Raw genomic sequence first — 14,904 nt, 5'->3', positions numbered from 1 at the left:
AAATGCTGGGCTGCGCAGGCGCCGGTGCTCAGTAGTGCGGCGGCTTCTCGTTGGCCGGGGCGCGGTCCTGGCTGGTGTCCGAGAGTTCGCGGAAACGCTTGGCCAGCGCGCCCAGCAGCAGCTCCAGCTCTTCGATCTTCTTTTGCTGGCGGTACACGGTCTGGTTGAGCTCGTCGACCAGGTGTTCCTGGTGCGCCAGCTTCATTTCGATGTCGATGATGCGTTCTTCGCTGCTCACTTGCTGGGCTCCTCTTGCGGCCGTTTTTCTGCGGACAGCCAGTGTAATACACCGGCGCCGGCGGCGCGGCCGGTGGCGAAGCACGCCGTCAGCAGATAGCCGCCGGTGGGCGCTTCCCAGTCCAGCATTTCGCCGGCGCAGAACACGCCGGGCAGGGCGCGCAGCATCAGGGCGTCGTCCAGCGCCTCGAAGCTGACGCCCCCGTCGGTGCTGATGGCTTCCGCGATCGGGCGCGTGCGCAGCAGCGTCAGCGGCAGCGCCTTGATGGCGCGCGCCAGTTTGGTGGCGTCGGCAAAGTCGTCCTTGCTGACGATTTCGCGCAGCAGGCCGGCCTTCACGCCCTTCAGGTGCAGACGGCTTTGCAGGTGGCTGGACATCGAGCGCGCGCCACGCGGATGGGCCAGCTCGGCGTGCACTTTTTCCAGCGTCCAGTCCGGCAGCAAATCGAGGTAAAGGCGTGCCTGGCCGTCGGCGGCGATGGCGTCGCGCAGACCTGCCGACAGAGCGTACACCAGGCTGCCCTCGATGCCTTCGGCGGTGACGATGAATTCGCCGCGGCGGTTGGCCATGTCGCCATTGGGCAGCGTCACGCTGGCCACCACCGGCTTGACCGGTTCACCGGCAAAGCGCTCGCGGAAGTGTTCGCTCCAGGCCAGCTCGAAGCCGCAGTTGGACGGCTGCAGCGGCGCCACGCCCACTTGCTTGTCCTGCAGCAGCGGCGCCCAGGCGCCGTCGGAACCCAGGCGCGGCCAGCTGGCGCCGCCCAGGGCCAGCACCACGGCATCGGCCTGTACGGCGATTTCGCCGTCGGGCGTTTGCAGGCACAGCGCGCCGCTTTCGTTCCAGCCCAGCCAGCGGTGCCGCGTGTGGAAGCGCACGCCGGTGTCGCGCAGGCGATGCAGCCAGGCGCGCAACAGCGGGGCGGCTTTCATCTCGCGCGGGAACACGCGCCCGGAGCTGCCGACGAAGGTCTCGATGCCAAGTTCATGAATCCATGCGCGCAGGCGGTCCGAGTCGAAGCGGCGGATGAAGGGCGCCAGCTGTTCGCGGCGCTCGCCGTAGCGCGGCAGGAAATCCGGCTGCGGCTCGGAGTGGGTGATGTTCATGCCGCCGCGACCGGCCAGCAGGAACTTGCGTCCGGCCGAGGGCATGGCGTCGTACACATCCACGGCCGCGCCGTGCTGCGCCAGCACTTCGGCCGCCATCAGGCCGGCCGGGCCGGCGCCGATCACGGCCACGCGCGCGCCGGGGGAAAGGGTGGGGAGGTTCTGCGTCATGGTCATGCGCGCAATGATAACGTTGCGCGCGGTCTTGCGATATCGGAAGGATCAGCGGCGATGCGGCGCGCTGTACTTGTTTTCCAAGCGCGACACCAGCAGCGCCAGGAGGATGGTCATGGAGAAGTAGACCACCGAGATGGTGATGTACGGTTCCCAGTAGCGGGCATAGGTGCCGGCCACGGTGCGCGCGGCATAGGCCAGTTCGGCCAGGCCGATGGCAGAGACCAGCGAGGAATCCTTGAGCAGGGTGATGGCTTCGTTGCCCAGCGGCGGCAGCATGCGGCGAAAAGCCTGCGGCAGCACCACATAGCGCATCGTCAGGCCGTAGTTCATGCCCAGGCTGGCGGCGGCGTACGACTGGCCGCGCTCGATGGATTGGATGCCGGCGCGGAAGATTTCCGAAATATAAGCGCCGGCATTGAGCGACAGCGCCACCGTGCCCGACAGGAAGGCGCCGTAGTCCTGCTTGATCACGCGCGCCAGCTCGCCCGAGATGATCAGGCCGTGTTCGGGATGCACCAGCATCGGCATCAGCGCGAAGTGGATCAGCATGATCTGCACGAACAGCGGGGTGCCGCGGAAGAAGGCGACGTAAAAGCCGGCGATCCAGCGCGCGATGCGCAGCGGCCAGCGCCACGGGCCGTGGGCCACAGTGGACAGCCGCAGCATGCCCACCAGCAGGCCGATCACGGTGCCGATCACGATGCCGATCAGCGATACCTGTATGGTCGCGACCAGGCCTTTGGCAAACAGAGGGGCGTAGCCCTGGATGATGCTCCAGCGAAAATCCATGGTGAACTCAAGGAGTGGGGAAAGGAACGCTGCTGCCGGACCGGCTGCATGCGAGCGGGTCGGCGGCCGTGGAAAGGCCGATGGCGTTCCTGCGCGGGCGTTAGTTTATATGGCGGGGTGGGTCAGGTAAAGCGTCGCGGCCACCGAGCGTGGCGTTTGGCAACGCCCGGCGCGCGGCGGCATTCCCCGCAGGGGGGCGTCGGAGCAGGGGCGGGCGCTCCGGAAGGGGCAGCCTTATGAGCCGAAATAGCGCGCGCGGATGCGCTCGTAGGTGCCGTCCGCGCGCACCGCCGCCAGGCCGCGGTTGATGCGCTCCAGCAGCGCCTGGTCGCCGGGGCGCACGGCGATGCCGTAATACTCCTTACCGAAGTTGTCGTCGGCGACGATGCGGTAGGCCGGCCCGGCACCCTTGCTGCCGGCGATGAAATGCCGCACCACCGCCTCATCGCCGACCACCGCGTCGACGCCGCCGGCCGTCAGTTCGGCCAGCGCCAGCGGCATCGACTCGAAGCGGCGGATCGCCGTGTTGTTGCGGCCCAGCAGTTTTTGCATGGCGATGTCGCCGGTGGTGGCGCTTTGTACGCCGACTTTCAATCCGGACAAGTCTCCTGCGCCGCGCACGCGCAGTTGCCCGCCGACGGTGACGATTAGTTGACGCGCTTCGAAATAGGGCTCGGAAAAGCTGACGCTGCGCAGGCGTTCGGGCGTGATCGTGATGGCGGAAATCAGCAGGTCGCGGTCGCCCTGCAGCAGCGAATTGAAGATGCTTTCGAACGGCGTGTTGATGAACTCGATACGAAAGCCGCCGCGTTCTGCAATGGCGCTCATCAGGTCGATGTCGAAACCGGTCGGCTGCTTGCCGTCGACCATCATCTCCATCGGCGCATAGGCGGCGTCCGTGCCGACGCGATAGACCTGCTGCGCCTGCGCGGCGGCGGCAGGCGAGGAAGAAGGCGCAGGGGACGATTTGTCGCAGGCGCTCAACAGGGCGGCGCACAGCAGCAACAGAGGCAGGGTGAAGCGGGTGATGGTGGCGGACATGGCGTTGGACTCCCGGAAGACGATGGAGGCGGCGGACCGCCGGCGGCAGTCGCGCGGCATTCTCACACGCATTGCCGGCGGAACAATCGTTCTCGGCTGCAGCTACTGCAGATCCTTGGTTAATCCTGAAAAGCTACCAGCGCAGCGCCGCCGGTCGACGAGAATCCCCTTTGAATCCATCGAATGGCCCGCCCAAAGCAAACAGGCCTTGTCGTTGAGACAAGGCCTGTCGAGGGTGTTGCGCGGCGCGGAGCGATGCGCCGAAGGGGCTCGGCTTACTTGCCGAAGTACTGCGCGCTGATGGCGGCGAAGCTGCCGTCAGCCTTCATCTCGGCCAGCGCCTTGTTGACCTTGGCCAGCAGTTCCGGATCGTCCTTGCGCACGGCGATGCCGTAGTCTTCCTTCGGGAAGGTGCTGTCGTTGACGGTGCGCAGCTTGCTGTTGGGGTTGTTGGCGATGTAGTTCTTCACCACCGGCTCGTCGGCCACGACCGCATCCACGCCGCCGCCTTCCAGTTCCTTCAGCGCCAGCGGGGTCGATTCGAAGCGCTTGATCTTGGCGCTGTTCTGGCCCAGCACCTGCTGCACCAGCTCGTCGCCGGAGGTGCCGCTCTGGGTGCCCACGGTCAGGGTCTTCAGGTCGCCCATCTTGGTGACCTTGGTGTCAGCGGCCGGCACGGCGATGGCCTGGGTCGCCACGAAGTACGGATCGGAGAAGCTGACCGACTTCTTGCGCTCGTCGGTGATGGTGATGGCCGAGATCAGCAGGTCCAGGTCGCCCTGCGCCAGCGAGTTGAAGATGCTCTCGAACGGGGTCGGCACGAACTTCACTTCGATGCCGATCTTCTTGGCCAGCGCCTTCATGACGTCGATGTCGAAACCGACCACGGTCTTCTGTTCGTTTTCCGAGGAGAACGGTGCATAGGCCGACTCCACGCCGACCAGGTAGACGCGCGGCTGGGCCGCGGCTTGCGGCGCGGCGGCCTTCTCTTCCTGCTTGCCGCAGGCGGCCAGGCCCAGCATGCCGACGAAGCCGGCGGTCAGCGCCAGCGCGCGGGCGTAGCGGGAAAACATCTTGATCATCTTCAGGCGTTCCTAGGTTGAATGGTTGATTGAATCGCAGCCGGCCGCGGTGGACTGCATCAGCGCACTGCAGGATGCGGCGACGAATATTTCTTGTTTGAAACTCTGCGATTTTTTTGCAGGCGAGATTGTAAACCGCTGAGCCGCGCAGGCGGGCAATTGCGGGTGAAATCCGTAAATAAATTCCGCCGAAACCACGTTTTCGCCGCAATCACCGCCGTTGGCCGGAGAAAAGTGCGGGCAAAGTTGTGAAAGCGGAAATCTTTGTGCGCAAGCCCTTGCCCTCAGGCCGGATCGGGATCGGGCGCCGGCTTGGGTTTGGCCAGCAGCGCCTTCAGGTTGGCCAGGCGCGCCTGCGGCGTGATCTTTTCCTCTTCCAGCGGGATCGCGGTGCCTTCATCCAGTCGCATCTCTTTCACGAAGCGCGAGATCTGGCACTCGATGATTTCCTTGGCGCGCTTGCGGCGCTTGCACCAGGAGATGTGCAGCGAGCGCTGCGCACGCGTGATGCCGACGTACATCAGGCGGCGCTCTTCCTCCACGCGCGCTGCGGCCGCGTCCGGCGGCGTGTCGGGGTCGCCCTTGTGTGGCAGGATGCCTTCTTCCACGCCGACCAGGAACACGTGCGGAAACTCCAGTCCCTTGGAGGCGTGCAGCGTCGACATGCGCACCGCGTCCTGCTCTTCGTCCTTGCCTTCCAGCATGCTCATCAGCGCCACCATCTGGGTGATCTCGAGCAGGTTCTTTTCCTCGCCGTCGCGATCGCGTCCGCCGCAGGCGCGTTCTTTCAACCAGTTGGTGAAGTCCACCACGTTCTGCCAGCGCGCCTGCGCCGCGCGCTCCTCGAAGCTGTCGTAGAGGTAGAACTCGTAGTTGATGGCTTCCATCATGTCGTCCAGCACCTTGCCCGCGTTCTCGCCGCTGCCCGAGGGGCCGGGGCGGGTCGCGCGCGACTCCAGCGAGTTGATGAAGTCGCAGAACTTGCGCAGCGGCAGCAGCTGGCGGTCGGTCAGCTTGTCTTCCAGGCCGCCCTTGTAGACCGCCTCGAACAGCGAGCACTGCCACTGGCCGGCCAGCGTGCCCAGCACCTCCAGTGTGGCCTGGCCGACGCCGCGGCGCGGCGTGGTCACCGCGCGGATGAAGGCGGGGTCGTCGTCCTGGTTCGCGATCAGGCGCAGGTAGGCGATGATGTCCTTGATCTCGGCGCGGTCGAAGTAGCTCTGGCCGCCCGACATCACGTAGGGAATGCGTTCGCGGCGCAGCGCTTTTTCGAGGATGCGCGCCTGGTGGTTGCCGCGGTACAGGATGGCGTAGTCGGCGAACTTGGCGCGCCGCTCGAAGCGGTGCGCCGAGAGGGAAATGGCGATCTGGTCGGCTTCGGATTCTTCATCGTCCATCGCCATCACCGAGATCGGATCGCCCAGGCCGTGCTCGGACCACAAGGTCTTGTCGAACAGCTTGGGGTTGTTGGAAATCACCGCGTTGGCCGCCTGCAGGATGCGCGTGCTGGAGCGGTAGTTTTGCTCCAGCTTGATCAGGTGCAGGTTGGGAAAATCCACGCCCAGCAGCTTCAGGTTCTCGATGGTGGCGCCGCGCCAGGCGTAGATGGCCTGGTCGTCGTCGCCCACCGCGGTGAACATGGGCTTCTTGCCCACGCCGGTCACCAGCAGCTTCACCAGTTCGTACTGGCAGGTGTTGGTGTCCTGGTATTCGTCGATGAGCAGGTAGCGCAGCTTGCGCTGCCAGCGGTCGCGCACTTCTTCATTGGACTGGAACAGCTCCACCGGCAGCCGGATCAGGTCGTCGAAGTCGACCGCCTGGTAGGCCTTCAGGGTGGCCACGTAGCTGCGGAAGATGCGCGCGGCCTGCGCCTCGTCTTCGGTCTGCGCGCTCTTCAACGCGACCTCGGGATCGACCAGGCCGTTCTTCCACAGCGAGATGGAATTCTGGATGCCGCGGATGATGGCCTTGTCGGTGGTCACCGCCAGTTCTTGCACCAGGGAAAAACAATCGTCGCTGTCCATGATTGAAAAGCGATCCTTCAACCCCAGATGCTTGGACTCCTGGCGCAGTATTTTCACCCCCAGCGAGTGGAAGGTCGACACCGTCAGGTGCTTGGCCTGCTTGGGATCCTTCAGCAGCTTGGCGATGCGTTCCTGCATTTCCAGCGCGGCCTTGTTGGTGAAGGTCAGCGCCGCGATGTTCCTCGATTCGTAGCCGCAGTTCTCGATCAGGTGGGCGATCTTCTGCGTGATCACGCGCGTCTTGCCCGAGCCGGCGCCGGCCAGCACCAGGCAGGGGCCGGCCATGTAGTGGACGGCTTCGCTTTGCGGCTTGTTCAGCCCGAAGGAGGGAGCGGACATTCGGATCGAGGATCAGGAGGGCAGGGAAAAACGCGCCATTGTATCAGCCGCGATGTGGGACAATTGCCACACGAAGGCGTCGCCAACGAGCACGAGCACAACCATGAAATTCAATCACCTCATCCAGATCAACGACCCGCTGAACCCGCTGGTCGACACGCTTACCCGCGAGCAGCTGTGGCGCGGCCTGGTCATGCGCGCCGAGGCGCCCAAGTTGTTCATGCCGCATCTGGACGACTGCCGCCTCGATGAAAAGAACCTGGACAGCGTGCGCCGCGAACTGCGCTACGGCCAGCTGGTGATCCGCGACAAGGTGACCTACCTGCCGCAGATCCAGGTGCTCTATGAGGTACCGGCGCAGGGCGAGATCGCCGCCTCGCGCATGAGCATGACCATCGAGGAGCCGCAGGAGAGCGTGCTGTTCGTGCGCTTCGAATACGACGATGGCCAGCCGGAGGCCGCCGCCGGCGGTGAAGAGGCCTTCTACAACGAGTTCCGTCGTTCGGCCTACCAGGAGGCTGACATCGACACCGTGCGCGTGATCCGTGAACTGACGGTGCGCGGCGAACTGCACTGACGCGTTCTTCAGCATCACCATGAAAAAAGCGCGGACCGTGATGGTCCGCGCTTTTTTGTTGTCTGCGTAGGATGGCGCTCAGGCCAGCAGGCGTCCCAGTGCGCCGTTCACCAGCGCGCCGCCCACCACCAGCCAGCCGAACAGGACGGCGCCCAGCAGCAGCGGCTTGATGCCGGCACTGCGAATGGCCGAGAGGTGGGTGGTCAGGCCCAGCGCCACCATCGCCATGGCCAGCATGAAGGTGTCGGCTTGCAGCACGATCTGGTTCAGGGCAGCCGGCAGCGGCAGGAAGGAGTTGAACACCACCACGCCGATGAAGGCGAAGGCGAACCAGGGGATCGACAGCTTGCCGCGTTCGCCCGAGGCCGACGGGCCGGCCTTCATCGACAGCATCAGCAGGAACGGCGCCAGCATCATCACGCGAACCATCTTGGTGATCACCGCGACATCGGCGGTGTGCTGGTCGATCGAGCGCGCCGCGGCTAGCACCTGTGCCACTTCATGCACGGTGGAGCCGATATAGATGCCGAAGTTTGGCAGGCGCATGCCCCATGCCGGTTCGGCCTGCAGCGTAAAGAGCAGCGGATAGAGGAAGATCGCCAGCGAGCCGAAGATCACTACGGTCGAGATGGCGACCGTGACCTGTTCGCTGCGGGCGCGCAGCACCGGCTCGGTGGCCATCACCGCGGCCGCGCCGCAGATCGAGCTGCCGGCGCCGATCAGCAGCGCCGCGTCGCGTTCCAGCTTGAGCACTTTGACACCCACCAGCCACGCCAGGCCGAAGGTCGACAGCAGCATGGCAGCGTCGATCACCACGCCGGTCACGCCGACGTGGGCGATGTCCTGGAAGGTCAGGCGAAAGCCGTACAGGATGATGCCCGCGCGCAGCAGCATCTGCTTGGAGAATTTCACGCCGTGGCCGCATGAGGCGCCCAGGCGAGGATAGAGGGTGTTGCCCAGCAGGATGCCCAACACGATGGCCACGGTGAGCGCCGAGAAGCCGTGATCCTGCAGCCAGGGGATGTCGCCCAGGCGCATGGCGGCCCAGGCGAGGGCGCCTGACAGCGCCAGGCCGGGCAGCGGATGCAGGGTTTGGGGATGGCTGGCGGTACGCATGTCGCTCTCCACGTGCTGTTGTTGTGTTGATGGAGCCGACTTTACGCGTGCTTGATATAAAAGAAAAACGCGTTATTTTGTTAATATCAACCTGTTTATATGGTTAATCATCAGGCTGTCCCCCAAGCCGGGACGCAAATCTCGGCGGCGCAGAAATGAAAATTACCTTGAGGCAATTGCAAATCTTCCTGGCGGTGGCGCAGTCAGGCACCACCACTGCCGCTGCCGAACTGGTGGCCTTGTCGCAGTCGGCCGCCAGCGCATCGCTGAACGAGCTGGAAAGCCTGCTCGGCGTGCAACTGTTCGATCGGGTCGGCAAGCGTCTGGTCCTCAACGACAGCGGCCGCCTGCTGCTGCCGCAGGCGCGCCACATGCTGGATGCCGCGCACACCATCGAGCGCCAGTTCGCCGATCCGGCCTCGGGCAGCGAGCTGCACATGGGCGCCTCCACCACCATCGGCAGCTACATGTTGCCGGCGATGATCGCCGCCTACCGCCAGCGCCACGCGGGCGCGCGCGTGCGGGCGCTGGTGGCCAATACCGCCGACATCGTCGACGCGGTGGTCAATTTCGAGGTGGATGCGGGTTTGATCGAAGGCCCATGCCATGCCGACAACGTCAATGTGGAACCGTGGATGGTCGACGAGCTGATCGTGGTGGCTGCACCGCATCACCCGATCGCTGCAGCCGGCCGCAAGGTCACGCTCAAGGCGCTGCGCGAGGCCGACTGGCTGTTGCGCGAGACCGGGTCGGGCACGCGCGAGGCGGTCGAGCACGCGCTGATTCCTTATCTGCACCATCTGCCTTCCTCGTTCGAGTTCGGCAACTCGGAGGCGATCAAGCGCGCCACCGCCGAGGGACTGGGCATCAGCTGCCTGTCGCGCACGGTGGTGGAAGACATGATCGAGTCGGGGAAATTGCTGGAGCTGGCGACGCCGCTGCCGACCTTGCGCCGGCATTTCTACATGGTGGTCAGCAGCCATCGGGCGTCTTCGCCCAGTCTGGCGGCGCTGCTGGCGTTCTGCCGCGAGTGGGCTGAAACGCATCAGGGCGCATAGGCGACACAGGCCGCCGGCTGCGCCCTGCGAGGTGCTTACCTGATCGGCTCGAACACGCCGGCGCTGCGGTTCTTGGCCACTTTGTTCCAGGCGAAGATCTGGCCGTTCATGGCCACGTATACCCCCGGCGGCAGCACTTGCGCCACGCCGCAGGCGAAGCCGAAATTGAACAGCGCATCGGAGTTGGCGATCTCGTAGGGGATCATGGCGCCGGTCAGCACCACCGTCTTGTCCTGCAGCGCCGAGCCCAGCACCTGGGCGGTGAGTTGCATGGTGTCGGTACCGTGCACGATGACGATGGCCTGTTGCGTGGAGCCGCGGCACGAGGCCAGGATGCGCTGGCGGTCGGCATCCTGCATTTCCAGCGAGTCCAGCAGCGGTAGTTCCTCCAGGATCACTTCGGCGGTGATGCGCGCGCGTGAGATCACCTGCGGCAAGTGGCTGGCGCTGAAATCGAGCGTGCCGGCGATTTCGTCGTAGTGCTTGTCGAAGGTGCCGCCGGTGGCGATGATGCGCAGGCTCATGATGGTCCTATTGAAGAAGGGTGGAAAAACGCCGTCCGCTATCTTACACGGACGGCGTCTTGCACCGCGCACCGTCGACCCGCGCCTCAGGCCGCCATCAGTTGCCGCTGTTCTTGCTGCTTTTCTTGCTGCGCCGGCGCCGCATCCGACATCGGCGGCGGCAACGGGATGGTGCCGTCCACCACATACGCGAACAGGCGCTCGACCTCGATGGACTGGATCAGCAGCTTGCCGCCGTTGGCCTTGATCACCTGCGACACCAGCATGGACTCGCCCTGCATGGCGAAGGGCGTGTGGATGATTTGCGCCGGGTTGAACTGCGGCACCGCGTGCAGCTCGTCGACCAGCAGCCCGATGGTGTGCGCGCCATGCCGCACGATCATCACCTGGCTGCTGCCGGTGACTGCGGAGCGGGTGCCGCGGATCAGCTGGCCCAGGTCGAACACCCAGATGAACTCCTTGTGCTGATCGTCGCGGCTCAGCCCGAGCACGCCGATCTGCTCCGCGCGGTTGCCCATCGACGTGGGCAGCACCGCCGAATACGGTACGGCTTCCATCACATTGGCCGCCGAGATGGCGAACAGGCCACCGTCGGAGAAGAAGGTGGCGTATTCCAGGCCGTCGGCCGAGGCCGCTTCGCTTTCCAGGTGGAAGTCGCTGCCGGCGTTTTGCTGGTTGCCATGGTTGAGCGCGCCGAAGCACTGGAAGACCACGGCGATCACGTCTTCCTTGTAGCCGTCGCTGACCTTGAATTCGCGATAGCCGTTGGAGGCGCTGACCGCGACGATGGCGTACTGGCCGTCATGCACCGTGACGCCTGAGCGGCCTTCGCCGTTGGCCACCTGCAGCAGGGCGGGATCAATGTCGAGCATGCTGCCGGTGGGGCGGCTGGCATCGGTGCTGGAGAGGATACGGCCGCGGCGGTCTACGTACAGGGCGCTCATCTTGTCCTTGCCCGCCAGGCCGGCGTCGAGCATGTTGCGCAGCTCGGGGGCGGAGTCGAACACGATGCCGATACCGCCGACCACCTCGCCGTCGTTACCCAGGGCGCGGATGGCGGCGTGATAGATGTAGGTGTCGCGCCCGCCGTAGAGGGCGCTCGGCGCGAAGCTGCTGACGTGGTATTGCTGCTGCGTGCGCAGCGCCATCACTTGCGCCAGCGTGTCGGCGTCGATGCTGCTGCCGATCACGCTCTCCAGCGCGTCGCCGGTGGCAGCGACGATGCGGCCGTGGCGATCGTAGACGAACAGGCGCGTGTAGACCGTGTAGAGCCCGTTGATGTAGGCCAGGATCTCATTGAGCTTGGCAGCCGTGGCCTGGTCGATGTCCGGCGCGGCCAGCGCTGCGCGTAGCTCGGGCGTGAGCGCCCACCAGCGGCAGTCGTCGGAGCGTTCGTAAAGGTTGCGATCCAGCAGGTCCACCAGCAGGCCGGTGGTGAACTCGGCGTCGCGCATGCTGGAGGCCAGCACTGCCTGGTACAGGTCGTGGATGGATTGGGCGAACAGCTCATTGCTGCGGTTGCCGGTCTCGCTGATCTGGTCGAGGATGGTCTTGAGCTTTTGCATCTCGCCGCGCTGGCCGGCGGTCATCACCTGGCCGTTCCAGACGATGCGCTGGATGGTCTTGGCCGCGGTCATGATGTCGTACAGCGGCGGGCAGAAGGAGTGCGCGTGCGACAGCAGGCCTTCGGTCAGCTCCGGCGACAGGCGCGAGAGCACGTCGCTGACGATGCCGGTAAAGGCGACCTCGACCGGGATCATGACTTGCCCCTGCCAGCCGGCCGGGCCCGGGTAGCCCTGGTAGCCGCCGGAGGTGAAGGTGCGCACCAGATACTCGCGGCCGCAGAACATCATCAGCTGCGGTTGACCGCCGGTGTTGACCGGCACTTGCGTGCCCGGCGGAATCCACAGCGCATCGGCGCTGGAGATCACGCGGTTGTCGCCATCCAGCAGCAGCATGTTGGCGCGCGCTTCCGGATCGCGGTGCGCGCAGAAGATGCCGGCCATCTCCTCCTCGAAGTGGAAGCACAGGCACAGCACGCCGATCACCGCACCAGTTTGGGGATGGTGCATGCGCCGCGCATAAATCAGTGCGCGATCCTTGCCCGGGCGCAGGTCGGTGGCGCGGAAGATCTCGACGTAGGTGTCTGACTCCAGCGTTTGCCTGATCAGCGGATCCGCACTGTGCTCCAGCGGGGTGCTCGGGTCGATCTGCACCAGCACGTTGCCCTCGGTGTCGAGCAGCAGGATCTCGTCATAGACGGTGTACTTGTTGCGGTATTCGCGCAGGCGGTAGCGCGCGGCGTCGGCCGAGTCGGTGATGCCGGCCACGAAGTTGCACAGCTCGCGGTCGGTGGCCAGAAAGCCGACGTCGGCGGTGCGCTCGAACAGGTTGCGCACCACGATGTCGATCACGTACTGGGCCTTGGTGCCGATCTCGGCCAGCACATTGCGCACCTTCTCTTCCACCAGGCTGCTCACCAGCTCGCGCTCCAGCCGCGAGAAGCCGGAGCGGGTCGCGGCCATGGTGGGGAGGATGGTCTTGGCTTCGACCGGACAGTTCATCTTGGCCGAGGCCTCAATGACGCGCCACATCAGGTTCAGTTCCTGCAGCGACTGCTCGCACTTGGCGACGTCGCGCATGTAGGGCAAAAAAGTTTCAGTGTGTATGGAGGCCGGGTGAGCGGTCGTGGCGTTTGGCATCGTTGTACATCCCTCTGGTAGCGCCGCAAGACCAACGAACCGCGATGTTGGATCTTCCGACATCTGTTGTTTGTTTTTTGTATGTGCTGCACGGGGAAAGGTGCAAATTGCATGCCAATGCCCGAACGCGTCCGCAATGCGGACAAGCTCGTCATCTCTTCCCCGGGAAATTATTTATAGCGTTTTACCGCGCAGCGGATTCTAGCGAGGCAGGTCGGTTATCGCCTGATGAAAAGCTTGAAATTCGGGGTTTGCGCCACAGATCTTTACATGAGATTTTCTGAATGATGCAGCGTGGCAATATTCGTGGCGCGCCCGGCCGTTGTGCTGTCCCGGCGTGATCGGGCGGGGCGGAAATGCGATCCCGCGATGCACCTTATAATGAACCGCATATGAAACCATTGGCACCCGGCACAGTGATCTTCCACCGCCATCGCGGCTATGGCGTGATCGTGCTCGTCAATCTGTTGACGGGGTGGATTTCCGCGCGCTTTGGCAGCGAGGTGCGCACCCTGGATCTGAACCTGTCCTCGGACGAGGTGCAGCATGCCGACGGCACGCCGATCCTGTTTCGGCGCGCGCCGCCGGATCGCATGCCGCACGCGCGGCTGATGGCGATGGTGCGCGAGCTGCACCGCGCCGGTTACCAGCGTCTTTATCTCTACAGTTGGCCCAAGCCGTCCGGCCTGCATTGGCGCTGGCACCTCTTCGGCGGTCCGCGCAACTGGATCGAGCGCCCGTGGCGCGAAGGCTGGTATGGCTCCGGCGCCGACTACAACTTCAATCCGGTGATGGGCTGGGGCGACACGCCTGGCGCAACGCCCGAGGAGCTGGCGCGCCTGTTGGCGCAATTCGATCCGCAGGGCCTGGCGCAGGCGCTGGGTGAGGATGAGGAGCACGCCAACTGGTTCGAGCTGGTGTGCGCCACGCTGTTGCCGGACTACGCGTTCAGCCTGGGCTGGCATTACAACGGCAAGATGCCGGAGCATCTGCCGGTGATCCCGATCCGCCGCAACGTGCCCGAGTATGCGGGCCCGCCGTTGCCGTGGCCGCCGGGTTGGCGGCATCTGTGGAAGGCCGCCGGCGGGTCACCGCTGCTGCAGTACAACCCGCCGGTGCGCACCGTGCACCGGATTACTTCAGAACCTCAGGATTGAGCACGTTTTTCGGCGCGCCGGCGGCGTAGTCGAGGATGTTCTGGAAGGCGGCGCGGAAGTACAGCTCGTAGCCGTCCTTTTCCACATAGCCCAGGTGCGGCGCAGCCACCACGTTATCCATCTTTAAGAGCGGCGAATCGACCGGCAGCGGTTCGCGCTCGTAGACGTCGAGTGCGGCCAGGCCGGGGCGACCCTGTTGCAGGGCGGCTTCCAGCGCGCCCTCTTCGACCAGCTCGGCGCGGCTGGTATTGGTGAAGCAGGCGGTGGGCTTCATCAGCGCCAGGTCGTCCGCCTTGACGATGCCGCGGGTGGCGTCGTTCAGGCGCAGGTGCAGCGTGATCACATCGGCCTGGCGGAAGAACTCCTCCTTGTCGGCGGCGGCCTCAAAGCCGTCCTTCTGCGCCTGTTCGCGGCTGGCCTCGCGACCCCAGATCACCACCTTCATGCCGAAGGCGCGGCCGTAGCCGGCCACCATCTTGCCGATCTTGCCGTAACCCCAGACCCCCAGCGTGCGCCCCTTGAGCGCGCTGCCGATCACATTGTGGTGCGGCGTGGCCGACACCTGCTGCCAGGCGCCGGCGCGCAGCGCCTGGCAGTACTGCGGCACGCGCCGCATGGCGGCCATGATCAATGCCCAGGTCAACTCGGCCGGTGCGGTCGGATCGCCCACGCCTTCTACGATGGCGATGCCGTGCTCGGTGGCGGCGGCCACATCGATATGGCCGCTGACCTTGCCGGTCTGCGAGATCAGCTTCAGCAGGGGCAGTTTTTCCAGCAGCAGCTTGTTCAGCGAGGTGCGCTCGCGGATCAGCACCAGCGCGTCGAACGGCGCCAGCCGCGCGGCCAGCTGGCCCGCGCCGCGCACGCCGTTGGTGAACACCTTGACGTCGTGGCCGTCGAGCATGCGGAAGCAGTCGAGGTGGCGCACCGAATCCTGATAGTCGTCGAGGATGGCAATTTTCATGTGGGTCTCC

13 protein-coding genes are annotated in these 14,904 nt (G+C 65.0%); 3 read left to right on the top strand and 10 right to left on the bottom strand.

The window, feature by feature from the left end:
- Positions 1-28: 28 nt before the first annotated feature.
- From J8I26_RS19900 to J8I26_RS19875, 6 genes are all read right to left on the bottom strand, one after another.
- On the bottom strand, positions 29-238 hold the full coding sequence (locus J8I26_RS19900) for a SlyX family protein (RefSeq protein WP_209608851.1): 210 nt from the start codon (positions 236-238) through the stop codon (positions 29-31).
- Positions 235-1,515 (bottom strand): TIGR03862 family flavoprotein, encoded by a 1,281-nt coding sequence (locus J8I26_RS19895; RefSeq protein WP_209608850.1) that lies wholly within the window; start codon positions 1,513-1,515, stop codon positions 235-237. The genes J8I26_RS19900 and J8I26_RS19895 overlap by 4 nt, the downstream gene beginning before the upstream one ends.
- Before the next feature lie 51 nt (positions 1,516-1,566).
- On the bottom strand, positions 1,567-2,310 hold the full coding sequence (locus tag J8I26_RS19890; protein WP_209608849.1) for an amino acid ABC transporter permease: 744 nt from the start codon (positions 2,308-2,310) through the stop codon (positions 1,567-1,569).
- 234 nt (positions 2,311-2,544) lie between these two features.
- Positions 2,545-3,351 carry a basic amino acid ABC transporter substrate-binding protein gene (locus J8I26_RS19885; protein WP_209608848.1) on the bottom strand — a complete coding sequence of 269 codons (807 nt, stop codon included), beginning with the start codon at positions 3,349-3,351 and terminating at the stop codon, positions 2,545-2,547.
- Positions 3,352-3,626: 275 nt separating this feature from the next.
- A complete protein-coding gene (locus tag J8I26_RS19880; RefSeq protein ID WP_209608847.1) occupies positions 3,627-4,433 on the bottom strand; it encodes a basic amino acid ABC transporter substrate-binding protein in 807 nt (268 codons plus the stop codon).
- Between the two features lie 284 nt (positions 4,434-4,717).
- Positions 4,718-6,796 (bottom strand): UvrD-helicase domain-containing protein, encoded by a 2,079-nt coding sequence (locus J8I26_RS19875; RefSeq protein ID WP_209608846.1) that lies wholly within the window; start codon positions 6,794-6,796, stop codon positions 4,718-4,720.
- A gap of 103 nt (positions 6,797-6,899) precedes the next feature.
- Between J8I26_RS19875 and J8I26_RS19870 the strand changes: the two genes are divergently transcribed.
- Complete coding sequence (locus tag J8I26_RS19870) at positions 6,900-7,373, top strand: SRPBCC family protein (protein ID WP_209608845.1); 474 nt, start codon at positions 6,900-6,902, stop codon at positions 7,371-7,373.
- A 78-nt stretch (positions 7,374-7,451) separates the two neighbouring features.
- Here the strand turns inward: J8I26_RS19870 and J8I26_RS19865 are convergent, their stop codons facing one another.
- Entirely contained in the window at positions 7,452-8,489 is a 1,038-nt protein-coding gene (locus J8I26_RS19865; protein WP_209608844.1) for a YeiH family protein, read from the bottom strand.
- 155 nt (positions 8,490-8,644) lie between these two features.
- On the opposite strand from J8I26_RS19865, the gene J8I26_RS19860 reads away from it, so the two are divergent.
- Positions 8,645-9,547: a LysR family transcriptional regulator gene (locus J8I26_RS19860; RefSeq protein ID WP_209608843.1), complete on the top strand. Its 903-nt coding sequence runs from the start codon at positions 8,645-8,647 to the stop codon at positions 9,545-9,547.
- Positions 9,548-9,582: 35 nt separating this feature from the next.
- Here the strand turns inward: J8I26_RS19860 and J8I26_RS19855 are convergent, their stop codons facing one another.
- Positions 9,583-10,071 carry an asparaginase domain-containing protein gene (locus J8I26_RS19855; RefSeq protein ID WP_209608842.1) on the bottom strand — a complete coding sequence of 163 codons (489 nt, stop codon included), beginning with the start codon at positions 10,069-10,071 and terminating at the stop codon, positions 9,583-9,585.
- Positions 10,072-10,157: 86 nt separating this feature from the next.
- Complete coding sequence (locus tag J8I26_RS19850) at positions 10,158-12,713, bottom strand: chemotaxis protein CheW (protein WP_245200421.1); 2,556 nt, start codon at positions 12,711-12,713, stop codon at positions 10,158-10,160.
- Positions 12,714-13,165: 452 nt separating this feature from the next.
- Between J8I26_RS19850 and J8I26_RS19845 the strand changes: the two genes are divergently transcribed.
- Positions 13,166-13,930 (top strand): L-asparaginase, encoded by a 765-nt coding sequence (locus J8I26_RS19845; protein ID WP_209608840.1) that lies wholly within the window; start codon positions 13,166-13,168, stop codon positions 13,928-13,930.
- Here the strand turns inward: J8I26_RS19845 and J8I26_RS19840 are convergent.
- Positions 13,908-14,894, bottom strand: a complete 987-nt coding sequence (locus tag J8I26_RS19840; RefSeq protein ID WP_209608839.1) for a D-2-hydroxyacid dehydrogenase family protein — start codon at positions 14,892-14,894, stop codon at positions 13,908-13,910. The two genes, J8I26_RS19845 and J8I26_RS19840, sit on opposite strands and share 23 nt — an antisense overlap.
- Positions 14,895-14,904 lie beyond the last annotated feature (10 nt).

It is taken from the genome of Herbaspirillum sp. LeCh32-8, from assembly GCF_017814915.1.
GTDB lineage: Bacteria > Pseudomonadota > Gammaproteobacteria > Burkholderiales > Burkholderiaceae_D > Herbaspirillum.
This window is presented reverse-complemented; position numbering and strand designations above follow the sequence as displayed.